The sequence below is a fragment of the Tepidibacter hydrothermalis genome (assembly GCF_029542625.1).
Taxonomy (GTDB): domain Bacteria; phylum Bacillota; class Clostridia; order Peptostreptococcales; family Peptostreptococcaceae; genus Tepidibacter_A; species Tepidibacter_A hydrothermalis.
Genome location: NZ_CP120733.1, coordinates 16,790 through 31,987, shown reverse-complemented (window position 1 = coordinate 31,987; position 15,198 = coordinate 16,790). Strand labels below are relative to the sequence as shown.

At 30.2% G+C, this 15,198-nt stretch carries 15 protein-coding genes; 5 read left to right on the top strand and 10 right to left on the bottom strand.

The genetic code is table 11. The features are described 5' to 3' along the window. Positions 1-745: 745 nt before the first annotated feature. Positions 746-2,347: a CTP synthase gene (locus tag P4S50_RS00130; protein WP_277732479.1), complete on the bottom strand. Its 1,602-nt coding sequence runs from the start codon at positions 2,345-2,347 to the stop codon at positions 746-748. Between the two features lie 162 nt (positions 2,348-2,509). Then, positions 2,510-3,862 (bottom strand): S41 family peptidase, encoded by a 1,353-nt coding sequence (locus tag P4S50_RS00125; RefSeq protein WP_277734793.1) that lies wholly within the window; start codon positions 3,860-3,862, stop codon positions 2,510-2,512. A 390-nt stretch (positions 3,863-4,252) separates the two neighbouring features. Between P4S50_RS00125 and P4S50_RS00120 the strand changes: the two genes are divergently transcribed. Next, a complete protein-coding gene (locus tag P4S50_RS00120) occupies positions 4,253-4,963 on the top strand; it encodes a copper amine oxidase N-terminal domain-containing protein (protein ID WP_277732478.1) in 711 nt (236 codons plus the stop codon). A gap of 124 nt (positions 4,964-5,087) precedes the next feature. Here P4S50_RS00120 and P4S50_RS00115 read toward each other — a convergent pair whose 3' ends face one another. Continuing rightward, positions 5,088-5,555 carry a hypothetical protein gene (locus P4S50_RS00115; protein ID WP_277732477.1) on the bottom strand — a complete coding sequence of 156 codons (468 nt, stop codon included), beginning with the start codon at positions 5,553-5,555 and terminating at the stop codon, positions 5,088-5,090. Positions 5,556-5,947: 392 nt separating this feature from the next. On the opposite strand from P4S50_RS00115, the gene P4S50_RS00110 reads away from it, so the two are divergent. The 4 genes from P4S50_RS00110 (at position 5,948) to P4S50_RS00095 (ending at position 9,927) form a co-directional block, all read left to right on the top strand. Beyond that, the gene (locus tag P4S50_RS00110) at positions 5,948-6,961 is read left to right on the top strand and encodes a metallophosphoesterase family protein (protein WP_277732476.1); all 1,014 of its coding nucleotides are present in this window, start codon (positions 5,948-5,950) and stop codon (positions 6,959-6,961) included. Between the two features lie 582 nt (positions 6,962-7,543). Beyond that, complete coding sequence (locus P4S50_RS00105; protein ID WP_277732475.1) at positions 7,544-9,004, top strand: AAA family ATPase; 1,461 nt, start codon at positions 7,544-7,546, stop codon at positions 9,002-9,004. 12 nt (positions 9,005-9,016) lie between these two features. Next, positions 9,017-9,259: a hypothetical protein gene (locus tag P4S50_RS00100; protein ID WP_277732474.1), complete on the top strand. Its 243-nt coding sequence runs from the start codon at positions 9,017-9,019 to the stop codon at positions 9,257-9,259. An 11-nt stretch (positions 9,260-9,270) separates the two neighbouring features. Next, positions 9,271-9,927, top strand: coding sequence for an OLD family protein (locus tag P4S50_RS00095; protein WP_277732473.1), 657 nt, complete (start codon positions 9,271-9,273; stop codon positions 9,925-9,927). A 161-nt stretch (positions 9,928-10,088) separates the two neighbouring features. On the opposite strand, the gene spoIIE is transcribed toward P4S50_RS00095, so the two are convergent. The 7 genes from spoIIE to P4S50_RS00060 all read right to left on the bottom strand — a co-directional run bounded on the left by spoIIE (position 10,089) and on the right by P4S50_RS00060 (position 15,125). Next, positions 10,089-12,458, bottom strand: a complete 2,370-nt coding sequence (spoIIE, locus tag P4S50_RS00090) for a stage II sporulation protein E (protein ID WP_277732472.1) — start codon at positions 12,456-12,458, stop codon at positions 10,089-10,091. A gap of 89 nt (positions 12,459-12,547) precedes the next feature. Next, positions 12,548-13,468, bottom strand: coding sequence for a Ppx/GppA phosphatase family protein (locus tag P4S50_RS00085; protein WP_277732471.1), 921 nt, complete (start codon positions 13,466-13,468; stop codon positions 12,548-12,550). Beyond that, positions 13,468-13,782: a cell division protein FtsL gene (ftsL, locus tag P4S50_RS00080; protein WP_277732470.1), complete on the bottom strand. Its 315-nt coding sequence runs from the start codon at positions 13,780-13,782 to the stop codon at positions 13,468-13,470. The genes P4S50_RS00085 and ftsL overlap by 1 nt, the downstream gene beginning before the upstream one ends. Before the next feature lie 15 nt (positions 13,783-13,797). Next, positions 13,798-14,205: a spore cortex biosynthesis protein YabQ gene (gene yabQ / locus P4S50_RS00075; RefSeq protein ID WP_277732469.1), complete on the bottom strand. Its 408-nt coding sequence runs from the start codon at positions 14,203-14,205 to the stop codon at positions 13,798-13,800. Between the two features lie 2 nt (positions 14,206-14,207). After that, positions 14,208-14,465: a sporulation protein YabP gene (gene yabP, locus P4S50_RS00070; RefSeq protein ID WP_277732468.1), complete on the bottom strand. Its 258-nt coding sequence runs from the start codon at positions 14,463-14,465 to the stop codon at positions 14,208-14,210. A gap of 77 nt (positions 14,466-14,542) precedes the next feature. Then, on the bottom strand, positions 14,543-14,785 hold the full coding sequence (locus tag P4S50_RS00065) for an RNA-binding S4 domain-containing protein (RefSeq protein WP_277732467.1): 243 nt from the start codon (positions 14,783-14,785) through the stop codon (positions 14,543-14,545). Between the two features lie 61 nt (positions 14,786-14,846). Next, the gene (locus P4S50_RS00060; RefSeq protein ID WP_277732466.1) at positions 14,847-15,125 is read right to left on the bottom strand and encodes an HU family DNA-binding protein; all 279 of its coding nucleotides are present in this window, start codon (positions 15,123-15,125) and stop codon (positions 14,847-14,849) included. Positions 15,126-15,198: the final 73 nt, after the last annotated feature.

The following is a 15,198-nucleotide window of genomic DNA, read 5'->3' as shown; positions in this document are numbered from 1 at the left end:
ATGGATTTACTTTAATCTTCATGAAAATTATACCACTGTAAAATTTTCCAGTCAACAAACAACGCTACTTTGTAATCTTTTTGTAATAATAAGTAACTTTTTTGTAACATTATATAAGTTTTCCTGCAATTTACATGGATAATTTTTCTTACATCCTTACAAAAGTAATTATATGTTAATTAATGAAAAAAATCCATTACAAATATATTACAAAATAGAATTCTTTTGTAATATATTTGTTATTTTTTTCTTGTATAGGTTGTAATTACTATATTATAGGATAATTATACCTTGGTAAATTTATCATATTTTTTCAACCCATTTTCCAATTTTTAATCTTTAATACTCTTTATATTTTGTAAAAATATAACTCAAATTCTAATAACAATAATATCCGTCTAAATTTTGTAACATAACGACATTTCTATAAGTTTTATTTCTCTCTAACCACCAAACTAAAAAATTGATGCAATTAATAATGTTAGCTGCTTTTGGATTAATATTTTTCCATACAACTTAGATTATGCCGTTAAGATATACGTCAAGAAACTTCGTTGTTTGACCATAGGGAGTTTAAGAAGTTTTAGTATATCTTATAAGGTATAATCTCTAGTTGTATAAAAATGTTGATTAAGTAGCGTTATTTTAATTGCCTCAATTTTTCGCTTAAACAACATATCTTAATTTATGCATAAAAAAAGAGCGATATAAATAGAAATTAATTTCTATTATATATCGCTCTTACTTATCTATACTTTGCAGCAGCCTTTATAAATTCTCTAAATAAAGGATGTGGTCTTGTTGGTCTTGATTTGAATTCTGGATGGAATTGTCCAGCAACGAACCAAGGGTGATCCTTATGCTCTATTATCTCAACTAATCTCTCATCTGGAGATATTCCTGATATTATAAGTCCTGCTTTAGTTAATAACTCTTTGTACTCATTATTGAACTCGAATCTATGTCTATGTCTTTCATATATTAACTCTTCTCCATAAGCTTCATAAGCTTTAGTATCTTTGTATATCTTACATGGATAAACTCCAAGTCTCATAGTTCCACCCATATCTTCAATATCCTCTTGATCTTCCATTAAAGCTATAACAGGATATTTAGTCTCTGGGTTAAGCTCTGAAGAATGAGCTCCCTCTAAACCTGCAACGTGTCTTGCAAAATCTACCACTGATAATTGCATTCCAAGACATATTCCAAAGAAAGGAACCTTGTTCTCTCTAGCAAACTTAGCAGCAGCTATCTTTCCTTCTACTCCTCTATCTCCGAATCCTCCTGGAACTAATACTCCATCAGCATCCTTAAGTATCTCAGATGCATTCTCATTAGTTACATCTTCAGCATTTATCCAATCTATCTCAATCTTAGCATCATTGTGTATTCCAGCATGCTTTAAAGACTCAGCTACAGATATATATGCATCTTGAAGCTCTACATACTTACCTACTAAAGCTATCTTAACAGTCTTTTGAAGTTGTTTTTCTTTCTCAACTATTTCAATCCACTTAGTAAGATCGTGATCTTTAGCATCAAGCTTAAGCTTGTCTACTACTAATTGATCAAGACCTTCATCTTTAAGCATTAAAGGAATGCTGTATAAAGTCTCAGCATCTAAGTTTTGAATAACATGATCTGGCTTTACATTACAGAATAATCCTATCTTCTCCTTCATATCTTCTGATATAGGTTTTTCTGATCTACATACTAATAAATCTGGTTGAATACCTATACTTCTAAGCTCTTTAACTGAATGTTGTGTAGGCTTAGTCTTTAACTCTCCTGATTTAGCAAGATAAGGTATTAATGTTACGTGAATGTACATAACATTCTCTTCACCTGCATCATACTTAACCTGTCTTATAGCTTCTAAGAATGGAAGAGACTCTATATCTCCTACTGTTCCTCCGATTTCAGTTATAACTACATCTACATTTGATTCTTTTCCTACTTTATATGCTCTATCTTTAATTGCGTTAGTTATGTGAGGTATAACTTGAACTGTAGCTCCAAGATAATCTCCTCTTCTTTCCTTATTAAGAACTGACCAGTATATCTTTCCTGTTGTAACACTTGAGTGCTTTCCTAAGTTGATATCTACGAATCTCTCATAATGACCAAGATCAAGATCTGTCTCTGCTCCATCTTCAGTTACGAATACCTCTCCATGTTGGTAAGGTGACATAGTTCCTGGGTCTATGTTGATATATGGGTCGAACTTTTGAATTGTTACATTAAGTCCTCTAGATTTTAAAAGTCTTCCAAGTGAAGCTGCTGTAATTCCTTTTCCTAATGAAGATACAACCCCACCAGTTACGAATATATACTTAGTTGCCATTATGTTCCTCCTTATATATTATATATTTATTTAAATTTCAATTTTTCCTTAAAAAAGGGGTAGGTCGCCCTAGGAAAGGGCGACCTACCATTTATTAGAAACCACCCTCTCAGGGTCAGGCTTTTAAATTTTCTTTTTTAAAATAACTATTCTATTGTATCATCACTTATTTAATATTTCAATAGATTTTTTTAATTGTTTGTCCATTTTATCAGAAGTCATAAATTTCACAAATTCTTCATTTATTTTATTTAAAGTTGTAACGTCTGCTACTCCATATCCATAAAGACCATTATCTGCTTGGAACTTCTCTACAGCCTTAAATGTAGAATCTTGATATATTCCCTTAGGATCATTTATATCGTATCCCATGGCTCCAAGTCTCTCCTGAACCGCCAACACCTCAAGACCTGCATCTCCCTTAGATAACTTCATTTCCTTATTAAGTTCCATAAGCTTGTCAACATCTATATCGAATCTATCACAATCTATATCAGGAGTAACACCAGTACCATCTATACTTCTATCAGAAGGAAGATAATATTTTGCTATTGTAAGCTTGATACCCTCTCCATTCTTTAAAGGAAGAACAGTTTGAACAGTTCCCTTACCGTATGTAGTCTTACCTATTAAAGTTCCAGACTTCGTATCCTGTATAGCTCCAGATAATAACTCAGATGCTGATGCTGAATTCTCATCTACTAAAACAGTCAATTTATCAAATGCAACCTCGCCTTTAGAATAATGGTTGATAACCTTGTCTTTCGCATCTCTAACTATAACAACCTTACCCTTTGGAACAAAGTGCTTAGATACTTCAACAACAGCAGATAAACTTCCTCCTGGATTTCCTCTTAAATCAAGAACAGCCTTCTTAATACCCTGTTCTCTAAGCTTATCAACAGCAACTTGTACCTCATCTGCTACATCAGTTGTAAACTGAGATATCTTAATATAACCAATATCTCCTTCTATTACTCTATATTTAACAGATTTTATCTTTATCTCATCTCTTTTTATATCTACTTTAAATTCTTTTCCACTTCTAGATATAGTAAGATTGACATTAGTTCCCTTCTCACCCTTTATCTTATCTATAACTTCTCTAATATCCTTAATCTCTCCAAGCCTTTCATCTTCTATAGCAACTATAATATCACCAGGCATAAGACCAGCCTTTTGAGCCGGAGAATCTTCTATAGGTTCTACAATCTTAAGCTTACCATCTTTAGCATTTATCAAAGCTCCTATACCAAACATCTTTCCACTAACAGATTGACTAAAACTCTCTTTAGTCTCCTTGTCCATATACATACTGTGCTTATCTAACTTCTCAAACATACCCTTAATAGCAGCATCATAAAGCTCATCATCAGTAATTTCCCCAGCATAATTCTTCGTTATATAGTTCTTAACAGCATTAAAAAACTCCTCATTCTTAACAAAATCATCAGCAAATGCAATATTTGTAATCAAAACCATTACAGTTACTAAACTACATAAAAATCTACCCATCTTCTTCACATTCTCACCCTTTTTCTCTTTAAATTTATCAACAACTATACTAAAAATATAGCTTATTTAAATGTTAGCTACTTTTTTGTTGCCTTTTTCCTATGGAACTTAAATTATGACGTTGAAATATCCGTCAAAAAACTTCTGTGTTTGACCATAGGGAGTTCCAGAAGTTTTAGGATATTTCATAAGACATAATTTATTAGTTCTATGAAAAAGTCAACTAAGTAGCGGTATTTCAATAAGTTATATTTTTTGATTAACCACCAAGCTAAAAACATTCCCAAATTTTGCCCAATATTTTCATGTAAAATAATTCAAAATACCCTTTTATTATAGCACAGTTTTACGATATCCTATATGTATAGAAATTTTAAAGGAGGTAAAAAAATGAAAAAAAGAATTTTATGCTTAACATTCATACTAACACTACTGTGTGGAACACTAGCATTTTCAAGTGGATACTCTAGATCAATAACAGCTTATTTCTCAAACATAAAAGTATCTTTAAACGGAAAGACACTTAACTTCTCAAATGAGCCGTTCATATATGCAGGTTCTGTATACGTTCCTTTAAGAGATGTATCAGAAAGCCTTGGAGTAAATGTTGCTTGGGATGATAGAAATAACACTGTTTATATGCACAATGATTCAAGTTTAGGATACCCTAATAGCTCTTCTGAAATAGAAATGCTAAAAAATCAACTTAAAGCTAAGGATGCTGAAATTGAAAGACTTAAAAACGATGATGATGACGATGATGACGATGATATTGATGATTTAGAAGATAAGCTTAATGACGATTACGATAGGTATAGGGATGGATATGGAACTTTAGAATTTAAATATAAAGTATCACAACTTTCTAATGACGATATAAAGGTTGTAATGGAAGGAGACTTTGATAGAACTTCTAGATATTGGAGAGACCGTAATGATTCCGATTTCAGAGACTTTATAGAAGATAAAGTATGTGATGAAATAACAGATGAATTTAGAGAAGATATTCAAATATACATATACGACGAAGATGATGATAAATGTGCTGAATACGAATATGATTACAGCGATAGAGATCTAGATAAAGAATATGAATACTAAATAGAAGCTGCTCAAATGAGCAGCTTCTTCATTTCTAACTCTTTTTAATTATTATATTCTAAAGTATTATATTTTAAAATATAATACCTAAACAAAAAAAACATAAAAACTACGTTAGTAGTCTTTATACTTTTTTATGATTTGCATATCTTTTATTGTATTTAAGTTCCATTATACTTATTCTATTATTAGCTGTATCTAAACTTATCATATCTACATTACTTTGAAGCTTGTCTATTTTTCTATTAGTATTCTTAACAGCCACTTTAATTATATCCGTTTCCTCTTTTAAATTTGATACTGCCTTTTCTATATTTTTGCCACCAACTTCTCTATTGTTTTGAAGTCCTTCTAACGATAATTTTACATTACTCGCTATTTCCTCAGTAACAATCTCTAATTTACATAATTTCTTATCTAACTTGTCTACCTTAGTTTCAAGATTTACTACTCTCTCATCTAGCTTGTCTACCTTAGTTTCCAATCTATCAAACCTTTGATCAATCTGATCAAATCTCTTATTGAAATCATTATTCATCTTATTAAAATCATCATTCATCTTACTAAGTAAATGCAATATTTTATCTTCCATATTATACCTCCCGCCACAACGAATCTAATACTATAATTATAGCATATATATCCAACTATAAATATTGGTTAAATATGCCTTAACGCTTTTTTGTTCTAGGCACTAAACCTAAAAATTATGATCATTTAAATGTTAGCTACTTTTGATTAATATTTTACTATTAAACTTAGATTATGCTGTTAAAATATACGTTAAGAAAGTTCATTGTCTGACCAAAGGGAGTTTAGAACTTTTAGTATATTTTATAAAGCAGAATCTGTAGTTTAATTAAAATATTAATTAAGTAGCGTTATTTCAATGATTATAATTTTGCATCTAATAACGATATAAAATTACCTTTATCTTATCCCAATTTAGTTATACAATCTATAATATGAAAGGAGATGTTCTCTTTGGACTACAATAACCTAACACTAAACGGAAATGACAGCGTAATAAGAACTCTATTCTTCACAGACGTTCACGTAAGCGGAAGAAATCCTAGAAGTAGAAAAGATAACTTCTTAGATACAGTTCTAGACAAGCTGAATCAAATAAATGATATATCAAAAGAAAAAAACTGCGACTTCGTATTATTCGGAGGAGACTTATTCGATAACCCAAGCGTATCAAATGCGGTAGCTGGAAGAACAGCAAAAATACTTAGACAGTTCAATAGAATAATAGGAATAGCTGGAAACCATGACTTATTCGGTAACAACATAGATAACATAAAATCAACCCAACTAGGACTATTTGAAAAAGCAGGACTTATAGACCTTATGTACAAAGGAGAAAAACTCATAATAACTAAAAATGACCTTACACTCCAAATAACAGGAACACCTTCTCACTTCGGTATAGATCACGATCATATAAAAGAGGACTACGTTGTCGATACTGTTAATGCAGACAAAGCAATACACATAATACACGGAATGCTAATGGAAAAGCAACTAAACCCTCATATGACAGTGGTTACAATAGATCAAATAAAAGAAACAAAAGCTGATCTAACACTAACAGGTCACTACCACGCTGGATTTGACCCAATACAAATAGACGGTAAATACTTCTCAAACCCAGGATCTTTATCAAGAGTATCATCAGATAGAAGTGAAATGAAAAGAAAAGTAGGAGTATTATATATAGAAATATCAAAAAATGATATAAAACTAGAATTCATACCATTAAAACAACAAAAAGGCGAAGACGTACTAGACAGATCTCACATAGAAGGCTCACAATACAAAGAAATCCAAATAGAAGAATTCATGAGAGAAATAAAAGTAGCCTCAACAATAGAATCAATGGACATAACCAGCATAGTAAAAAAAATCGCAACAAATAAAGAACTAGAAAAAGAAGTAGTTGACTATGCACTTACAAAGCTATCCATAGCAGAAGAAAGTCTATCAAGCGAATAATAAAGTTGCTTTTTATTCTCGTATCAACTACTAAATAATTATACTTTGATGTTTAACCTATATACTTGAAAATGACACTTATTAAAATGTTAGCTACTTTTTTGTTAACCTTTTTCCATTAAACTTGGATTATACCGTTATTATATGCGTTAAGAAACTTCGTTGTCTGACCGAAGGGAGTTTACGAAGTTTTAGCATATCATATAAGGTAGAATCTATAGTTTAATAAAAAGGTTGACTTAAGTAGCGTTATTTCAATAAGTGCCATTTTCCAACTACCTACAACCAAATTAAAATAGTCATATTTCAATAAGTATCATTTAACTTTAGCACGTATACCTAAAAATTATGGTTGTTTAAATGTTAGCTACTTTTTTATTAATATTTTCCTATGAAACTTAGATTATACCGTTAAGATATACGTTAAGAAACTTCGTTTGTCTGACCGCAGGGAGTTTACGAAGTTTTAGTATATATTATAAGGTAGAATCTGTAGTTTTATGAAAATATTAATTAAGTAGCGGTATTTAAATAACCGTAATTTTTGCTTAACTACTAAAATGTAAAAAGGAGGCTTTAGAATTGAAATTTATAAAACAACTCCACATTCAAAACTTCCAAAGCCATAAAGACACCACCCTAGATCTTGTTAATGGCCTAAACACAATAATAGGTGAATCCGACAAAGGAAAATCAGCCGTAATAAGAGCCATAAGATGGGTAATACTAAATGACCCTCAGGGAAACAATATGGTAAGACAAGGAACTAAAGAATGTAGCGTAACAATAACCCTTAGTGATGAAACTAAAATAACTCGTACAAAAAAACTAAGTGGAAAAAAGAAAATAACATCTAAAAATACATATAAAATAGAATACCCAAACGGTGATATATCAGAAAATGAAAACTTCGGTGTAGACTCTATCCCAGAAGTTATGGATGCCTGTGGAGTTAAAATACTTAAAATAGATAAAGACTTAGTTGAAATACCAAACTTTGCATTTCAACTAGACCCTCCATTTTTGATATCATCAAATGGGTCACAAAGATCAAAGACAATAGGTAAACTTATAAACGCCAACTTATTCGACTCATCAATAAGAGACATAAAAGCCGACATATTGGATATAAACAAAAAAGTAAAAGAAAAATCCAGTGAATACGAAGAGTTAAACGAAAAACTTACTCAATACGATGACCTCGAAGAAGAAGAAAAAAAGCTTTCTAAAATAGGCGACTTTATAGCTCAAGCTGAAAAAACAGAAAAAAATATAGACACTCTCAAAAAATACATAACATCACTACAAAACATAAAACTTCAAAAATCAAAATGTAGCGAAGTTATAAACAAACTATCTAATATAGAACAAGCTCAACTAGATATAAAGGATTTAGAACTAAAACACAAAGAATCCCTAAACCTACAAAAAACATCTGCTTCTTTAAAATCTATAAACAATAACAAAAACTTACTTAAAAACACTATATCTAATCTAGCAAACATAGAAGAAGCCGAAAAAATAAACACTAACTTAATCAATACAATAGACAAACTAAGTAAAATAAAATCACTTAAAAACAAAATAGACTACCTGAACAATAACAACAAAAACCTAAAAATAACACTTACAAAACTACAAAACATAGATAACATAAACGAAACCTACTTAAAACTAGAAACCCTAAACTCAAAAACAGTATCTCTACAAAAAATAAATAAAGAATACAAAATAATATCAAACGAAAAAATAAAACTAAAAAACAAAATAACGAAAATGCCAGATTTTAATAAAATAGAAAAACTTTATATAGACTATACAGATATCCAAAGTAAAATCGAATCACTTAACCAAAAAAACATAACCTACAAAGACACAAAACTAAGACTAAAAAAAGGCTCAGACTACATAAAAACCGTGCAACTAGAACTAAACCAATGCACCCAAGCATACTCAGACATGCTCAAAAAAATGGGCAAATGCCCAACATGCTTTAATAATATAGATAACACTACAGTACAAAATATAATATCTAATTTATAAGGAGGATTTCAAATGAATGAAAAACAACTTCAGGAACTTAAAGATAAAATAGAAAAAGGTAAAATGACCAAATACAAAGCAGAAACAAGACTTGAAGAACTAGAAAAACAAGAAAAAACTCTAAAAGAAGAAATAGTATCCCTAGGATATGACCCAGAGCAACTAGACCAAATAATCTCTAAACTTGAATTAGAAAAACAAGACTTAATATCTAAAATAAACGAAATGCTTCCTGATACAATACCTAATATCTAAGAGGTGATTATATGAGTTTGAATGAAATAAAAAATAAATACGCTAGATATAGAGACTACATAGTATACAAAAAAACCATGAAATCAAAAATAGAAGAAGATATGAAAACTATAAAATTAAAAATAGAAAACTTTAGATCACAAGAAGAAGTTTTCTTAAAAGCAAAACTATTACTTGAAGAAAGTTCAGCTTACGCTCGTGAACAAGTAAAACACAAATTCGAAGTAATGGTAACTAAAGCACTTCAATTCGTAACAAGCGAAAACATAGAATTCAAAATAGAATTCGAACAAAAAAGAGGACGCCCAGAGGCATCCTTTAACGTTATAAGTCAAATAGATGAAGATACTCAGATAATAAACAATCCAGAGGACAGTCGAGGCGGAGGTATAATAGATGTAATATCTCTTACACTAAAATATTGTATGCTTCAAACTCACAAACCCATGATAGAAGGTCCTTTTATATTAGATGAGCCTGCAAAACACGTATCAGAAGAATACATAATAAACGTTGGTAAATTCTTAAAAGAAATAAACACAAACTTTAATAGACAAATAATAATGGTTACTCACAATACCCACCTATCCGAAATATCGGATAAGAGATATGTAGTAACCATGAATGGCGGAGTATCTAATGTTAGTGAATACAATGTGGATTGTTAATAATCCACATTACTTATCCACACTATGCACAGACACCTGTGATTAAGTTTATAACTGATTAACGTACTATTATATGCATAATACAAACAAATTATCCCCCAACTTATCAACAATTTTATCCACATTATCCACAAAGTCTGTGAATATTTAGAAATTTCATCTTACTTTCTATTTCTCCATATCTTAGTAACCATAACAGTCATATCATCTTGAGCTTTTCCATCCACAAGCTCAAGTGATTTGTCTAATATATGTTTTGCAATTTCTTTTGTAGTCTTCTTATCCATCTTTTCTATAACTGTGTATAACCAGTTCTCTCCTAAATTTTTATCTTTTCCAGCATCTATTATTCCATCGGATACAGTTATTATTATATCTCCTTCTCTTACACTTCTTTTTTCTCTATCTATTTTTATCTCAGATACTATACCAACAGGAAGTGACGAAGATGATATAACCTCAACCCCGCCTTTCTTTCTTTTTATAAAGGATGGGCAAGCTCCCATTTTAACACTCTCTAAGTTCCCATTATTCAAATCTATAATACTTAAATCTAGAGTTGAAAATATCTCATCAGATGATTTTAGCATTAACATGTTGTTAATAGTTTCTATACTTATCTTCTCATCTATCTTTGCCTCTATCATTTTTTCTAGTATTTCTATTGTAAGTGCTGATTCTTCAGATGCCTTCTCTCCCTTTCCCATTCCATCACTGAGCACTATCATATACTTTCCATCCGATATTTCCATGTATGTATAGTTATCCCCAGATATTATATTTCCATCCTTGGATAAATAGGATACATCAGTTTTAGCTGTATACTTCTTAAAATTGACAAGCCTTATATTACAAATATTATTCATAGACCTGCATCCCATTTTATAAGCTGATACTTCTTGTCCTACAGCTCTTGAAACAGCATTAATAAGTTTTTTTTCACATAAATCTCCACTATAGCAATTTCTCTTTTGTATATTTATCTCAAAATTATCGTTTTTTTTGATATAACTTACCTTGTCTACCTTTACATTTTCTTTATCAAGCTCAACTATTATGTTATTTTCCATATCCATATCAAAATCCATACTATTATTTATTTCATTTGAAACATTTTCAATAGAATAGGCTATAGACTTTATCTGGCTTGACACTAACCTTCTAGTCTCACAAAGCTTCTTATTCCACTTATAATTTAGCATGAACAAATCAAAATAATGATTACATCCTTTTATTACATCATCAAACCTCATACAATCTCTTTCAAATTTAGCTTTTACATAATTATTATCTATTCTTCCATCTTCCTCTAAATGATTTAATATATTCGTGAACATATTGTAAGTCTTAGTAAACTTTAAATTCCAACATCCTCTCTTCATAGGGCAATCAGAACAAACATCATGAGTTACCATATCTATAACACTTGCTATATCCCTTTGATCCAATACCTTGTCCTTTTCTCTAACTTTCTCAAATGTAACTCCAACCTCTTCATAAGCTTTATATACATCCTTAAGCCTTGTATTCATCATTTCCTTTATCCTGCTTATATAATTAATAGATGATTCTTCACTTCCCAAAATTCCTTTAGTAAATTTCTCTACATACTTTAACTTTTCATCAGGTATCATAAGAAATATTAAAGAAGATATAGTTATCTCTCTAAGTGTTAATACAAGTTCACTACTTCCCCTTGTGTATATAGTTATTACGCTCCATCCCATGATAAAACCTATAGTAGTTGCATACTTACTTACCTTTCTAAAAAGTCCTGCTAAAAGCCCTGAGAATCCATATATACCTATATAAACAGGAGATGATACTGTGTTCATAGTAGTTATCATACCTATCGTTATCCCACTTGCAGATCCAAGGGCTGGTCCTGCTTGATATGCTACTACTATTATTATCAAAAATGATAATACATTCTTCAAGGATACATCAAACAGACTTATATTAGATATTCCCGTTATTGAAAGAGCTATTATTATAGATAAAGCTATAGTCTCCTCGCTCGATATACTCCTTCTTATAGATCTTTTTAGAATAAGAGGTATACCATATGAATATATATATATAAGAGACGATACAGCTAGTCCTTCTATTATAGAAACCAATATATCGTACATATATAAATCAGTTACTAAAGAGTATGTCATCCCACTTATCGAGGTTATAAAAAAACCTATAATAGATACTCTAAAAATATTATCATCATACTTTGATATAAATGATGATATGAAATTTATAAAGAAAAGAGTTATTATATACCTTAGAGCATGAGGCCCACTATGACTTAAAATTATCCCCGCTGATATAGAAAAGAATACGGGCATCTTATACTTTTTATGAGTACACATATAAATAAAATAAGCTATGCCAAAAGGTCCTAAATTGTCTATTATAACTGCTCGTCCGAGCAGAAATCCAATTACACATAAAAATACAGCTGTATTATCAACGTTCATACCTTCTGATATCTCGTTGATATATCTTCTTCTATATGAAGATATCTGTGGTCTTTGCATAAAAAAACCTCCCCCTCACTTAATACAGTTCATTGTATCAAAGCGATGGAAAGGTTTTTGTCATAATGGGTAATATTGGATTTAAAATTTTAAGACATTCTTTTTAGCTTTTGACAAATTAGTCCTTCCAAATTATCAAATTCGCTAACAGTTACATCCTCTATTTTTAAGTTTTTTATTATTATATCTAAAATTAACGCTCCAGCAGTTATTATATCCGCTCTTTTTGGCTGAAGACCGTTTAAATTTCTTTTTTGTTTTACAGTTAATTCTTTCAAATTACGAAGTATTTCTTCTATATCCGTGTTTAATATCACACTCTTATGTATCTTATTTGTATCATACACCTTTAAATCTTGGTGTACAGCTGATAAAGAAGTTATAGTTCCTCCTATACCAACTACTTTGCTTATATTGAATTTACTTATCTTATCTACAGTATCCATTATAGTGGACTTTATAAACCTTTTAGCCTCTTCAAACTCCTCATCATCTATAGGATCTTTAGTTAAGAATTTTTCAGTCATTCTAAGAGCTCCTACATTTTCACTCTTATTAAACTTAATTCCCTCAGATTTGTTTCCAACAATAAACTCGGTAGATCCTCCACCTATGTCTATTACAAGAATATCCTCATCATCTATTTCTTGTACAACACCTAAAAATCCTAGATCTGCCTCGTTATCTCCACTTATTATTTCAACTAAAACTCCACTCTTGTCAAATGCCTTTTGTAAAAAGTCTTCTTTGTTCTTACTATCTCTAAGAGCAGAAGTTCCCATGGCATATATTTTTTCACAACCATTTTCCCTCGCTATATTTGCAAATTCATGTAAGGCATCTACATTTCTATCTATCGCCTCATCTGATATAATTCCCTCTTTATCAACATTTTGGCCTATTCGTGTCGTATTTATATATTTTTGTCTATTAAAAAATTTACCTTCTACATAATCTGCTAATAAAAGTCTCATAGAATTAGTACCTATATCTATAGCTGCAATCTTCATTATTCTACCTCTCTTTTGTTAATATCTATATATATGATTTCTCCTGGTTTTACCATTTTAAGTTTTTCTCTAGCTATTTTCTCTATATACTCATCTGTTTTATAGTTCTCAATCTCGGCTTTAACTTTTTTTATATTCTCATCTTCTTGTTTTATCTGCTCTTTTAAAGATTTTATCTCTTTTTTATATTCTCTTATTACCATACCTTGATTTATTACACTATAAGCAGATGAGCATACTGTGAATAATACAAACACCTTAAAAATCAACATATATATATTAAATTTCTTCTTTTTAGTTTTTCTAGTTTTCATTTTATCCCCCAAATATCATCGTTTTCTAAACTGCTTAAACCCTATATACATTATAACATCAAATGCAAAATGAATAGGATATATTATTAGATAATATAGGTTTGTTATTACGGATATTATAGTTTTTATAAGTCTACATAAAAAACTAAGTATATATTTACTGACCGTATTAAAGTAGATCACAACACCAACTATAAATCCTGTAAAATTATAATATCTAAGATCATAAGAATTAGCTCTATGAAGTATCAAAAAGCTTATTATGGTTATTATTACCCAGAATAAAATATCTTCTACACACCTTATAACCTTATTGTTATTTATATTACACCTTAACCCTCTGTAAAAATCATATATTATTCCCATTAAAATACCACCATAGACAGTAACAAACAGTATATATATCTCTTCAGATGGATACATAATTATTTAAATAGCTTCTTTAAAAAGCCTTCCTCATCCCTTTTAGATATCTTAGAGTACACTATGGAATTAATATTTCCCTTTATATTTACCATACCGTCTTCTATACTGAGTTTGCCCATGTCTAAGTTTTCTCCCTGTATTGATACATCTCCAGAAACAGTTCTTAGCTCTATTTTCGTATCATTAAAAGAATAAATATGTTCAATACCGCACAAGCTCATTTCTTCTCTATTTTTCATATTGAGTAAATGATCCATAAAAAATCCCTCCATATAAAACTTAATTGATATAGAATTAACTTCTATATATTAAATTTATGAAGGGAACTTAGTGTTTATGCTATAACTTCATACATTTCTTTTGCATCATTTTTAAGTACATGCTCTTTTATCTCTACTACCTTAACAGTAGTAACTCTTTCTCCAAATCTTATTTTTATAATATCTCCAACACTTACAACAGTAGAAGACTTAGCTACCTTATCATTAATGCTTATAATTCCCTTATCACACGCTTCCTTAGCTACAGTTCTTCTCTTTATAAGTCTTGAAACCTTAAGATACTTATCTAATCTCATAACGCACCTCCTAAATGTTCATATTAAAAAAGTGTGGATTATCCACACTTTTTTTTATATATTATTTATTTACAGTATCCTTAAGACCTTTTCCAGCTTTGAAAACTGGAGCCTTAGATGCAGGTATTTCTATAACTTGCTCTGGGTTTCTTGGGTTTCTACCTTGTCTTGCAGCTCTTTCTCTTGTTTCGAAAGTTCCAAATCCAACTAATTGAACCTTTTCACCCTCAACTAATGCTTCTTCTACAGACTTCATAAATGCGTTAAGTCCTGATTCTGCATCCTTCTTAGTTAATCCACTATATTCAGCCATTTTAGCTACTAATTCAGCTTTGTTCACAGTAACTACCTCCTTATGTATTTTCTTTTTATTTAAATTTTTAAATAACTCACATAAACTTTTAATTCTAGCT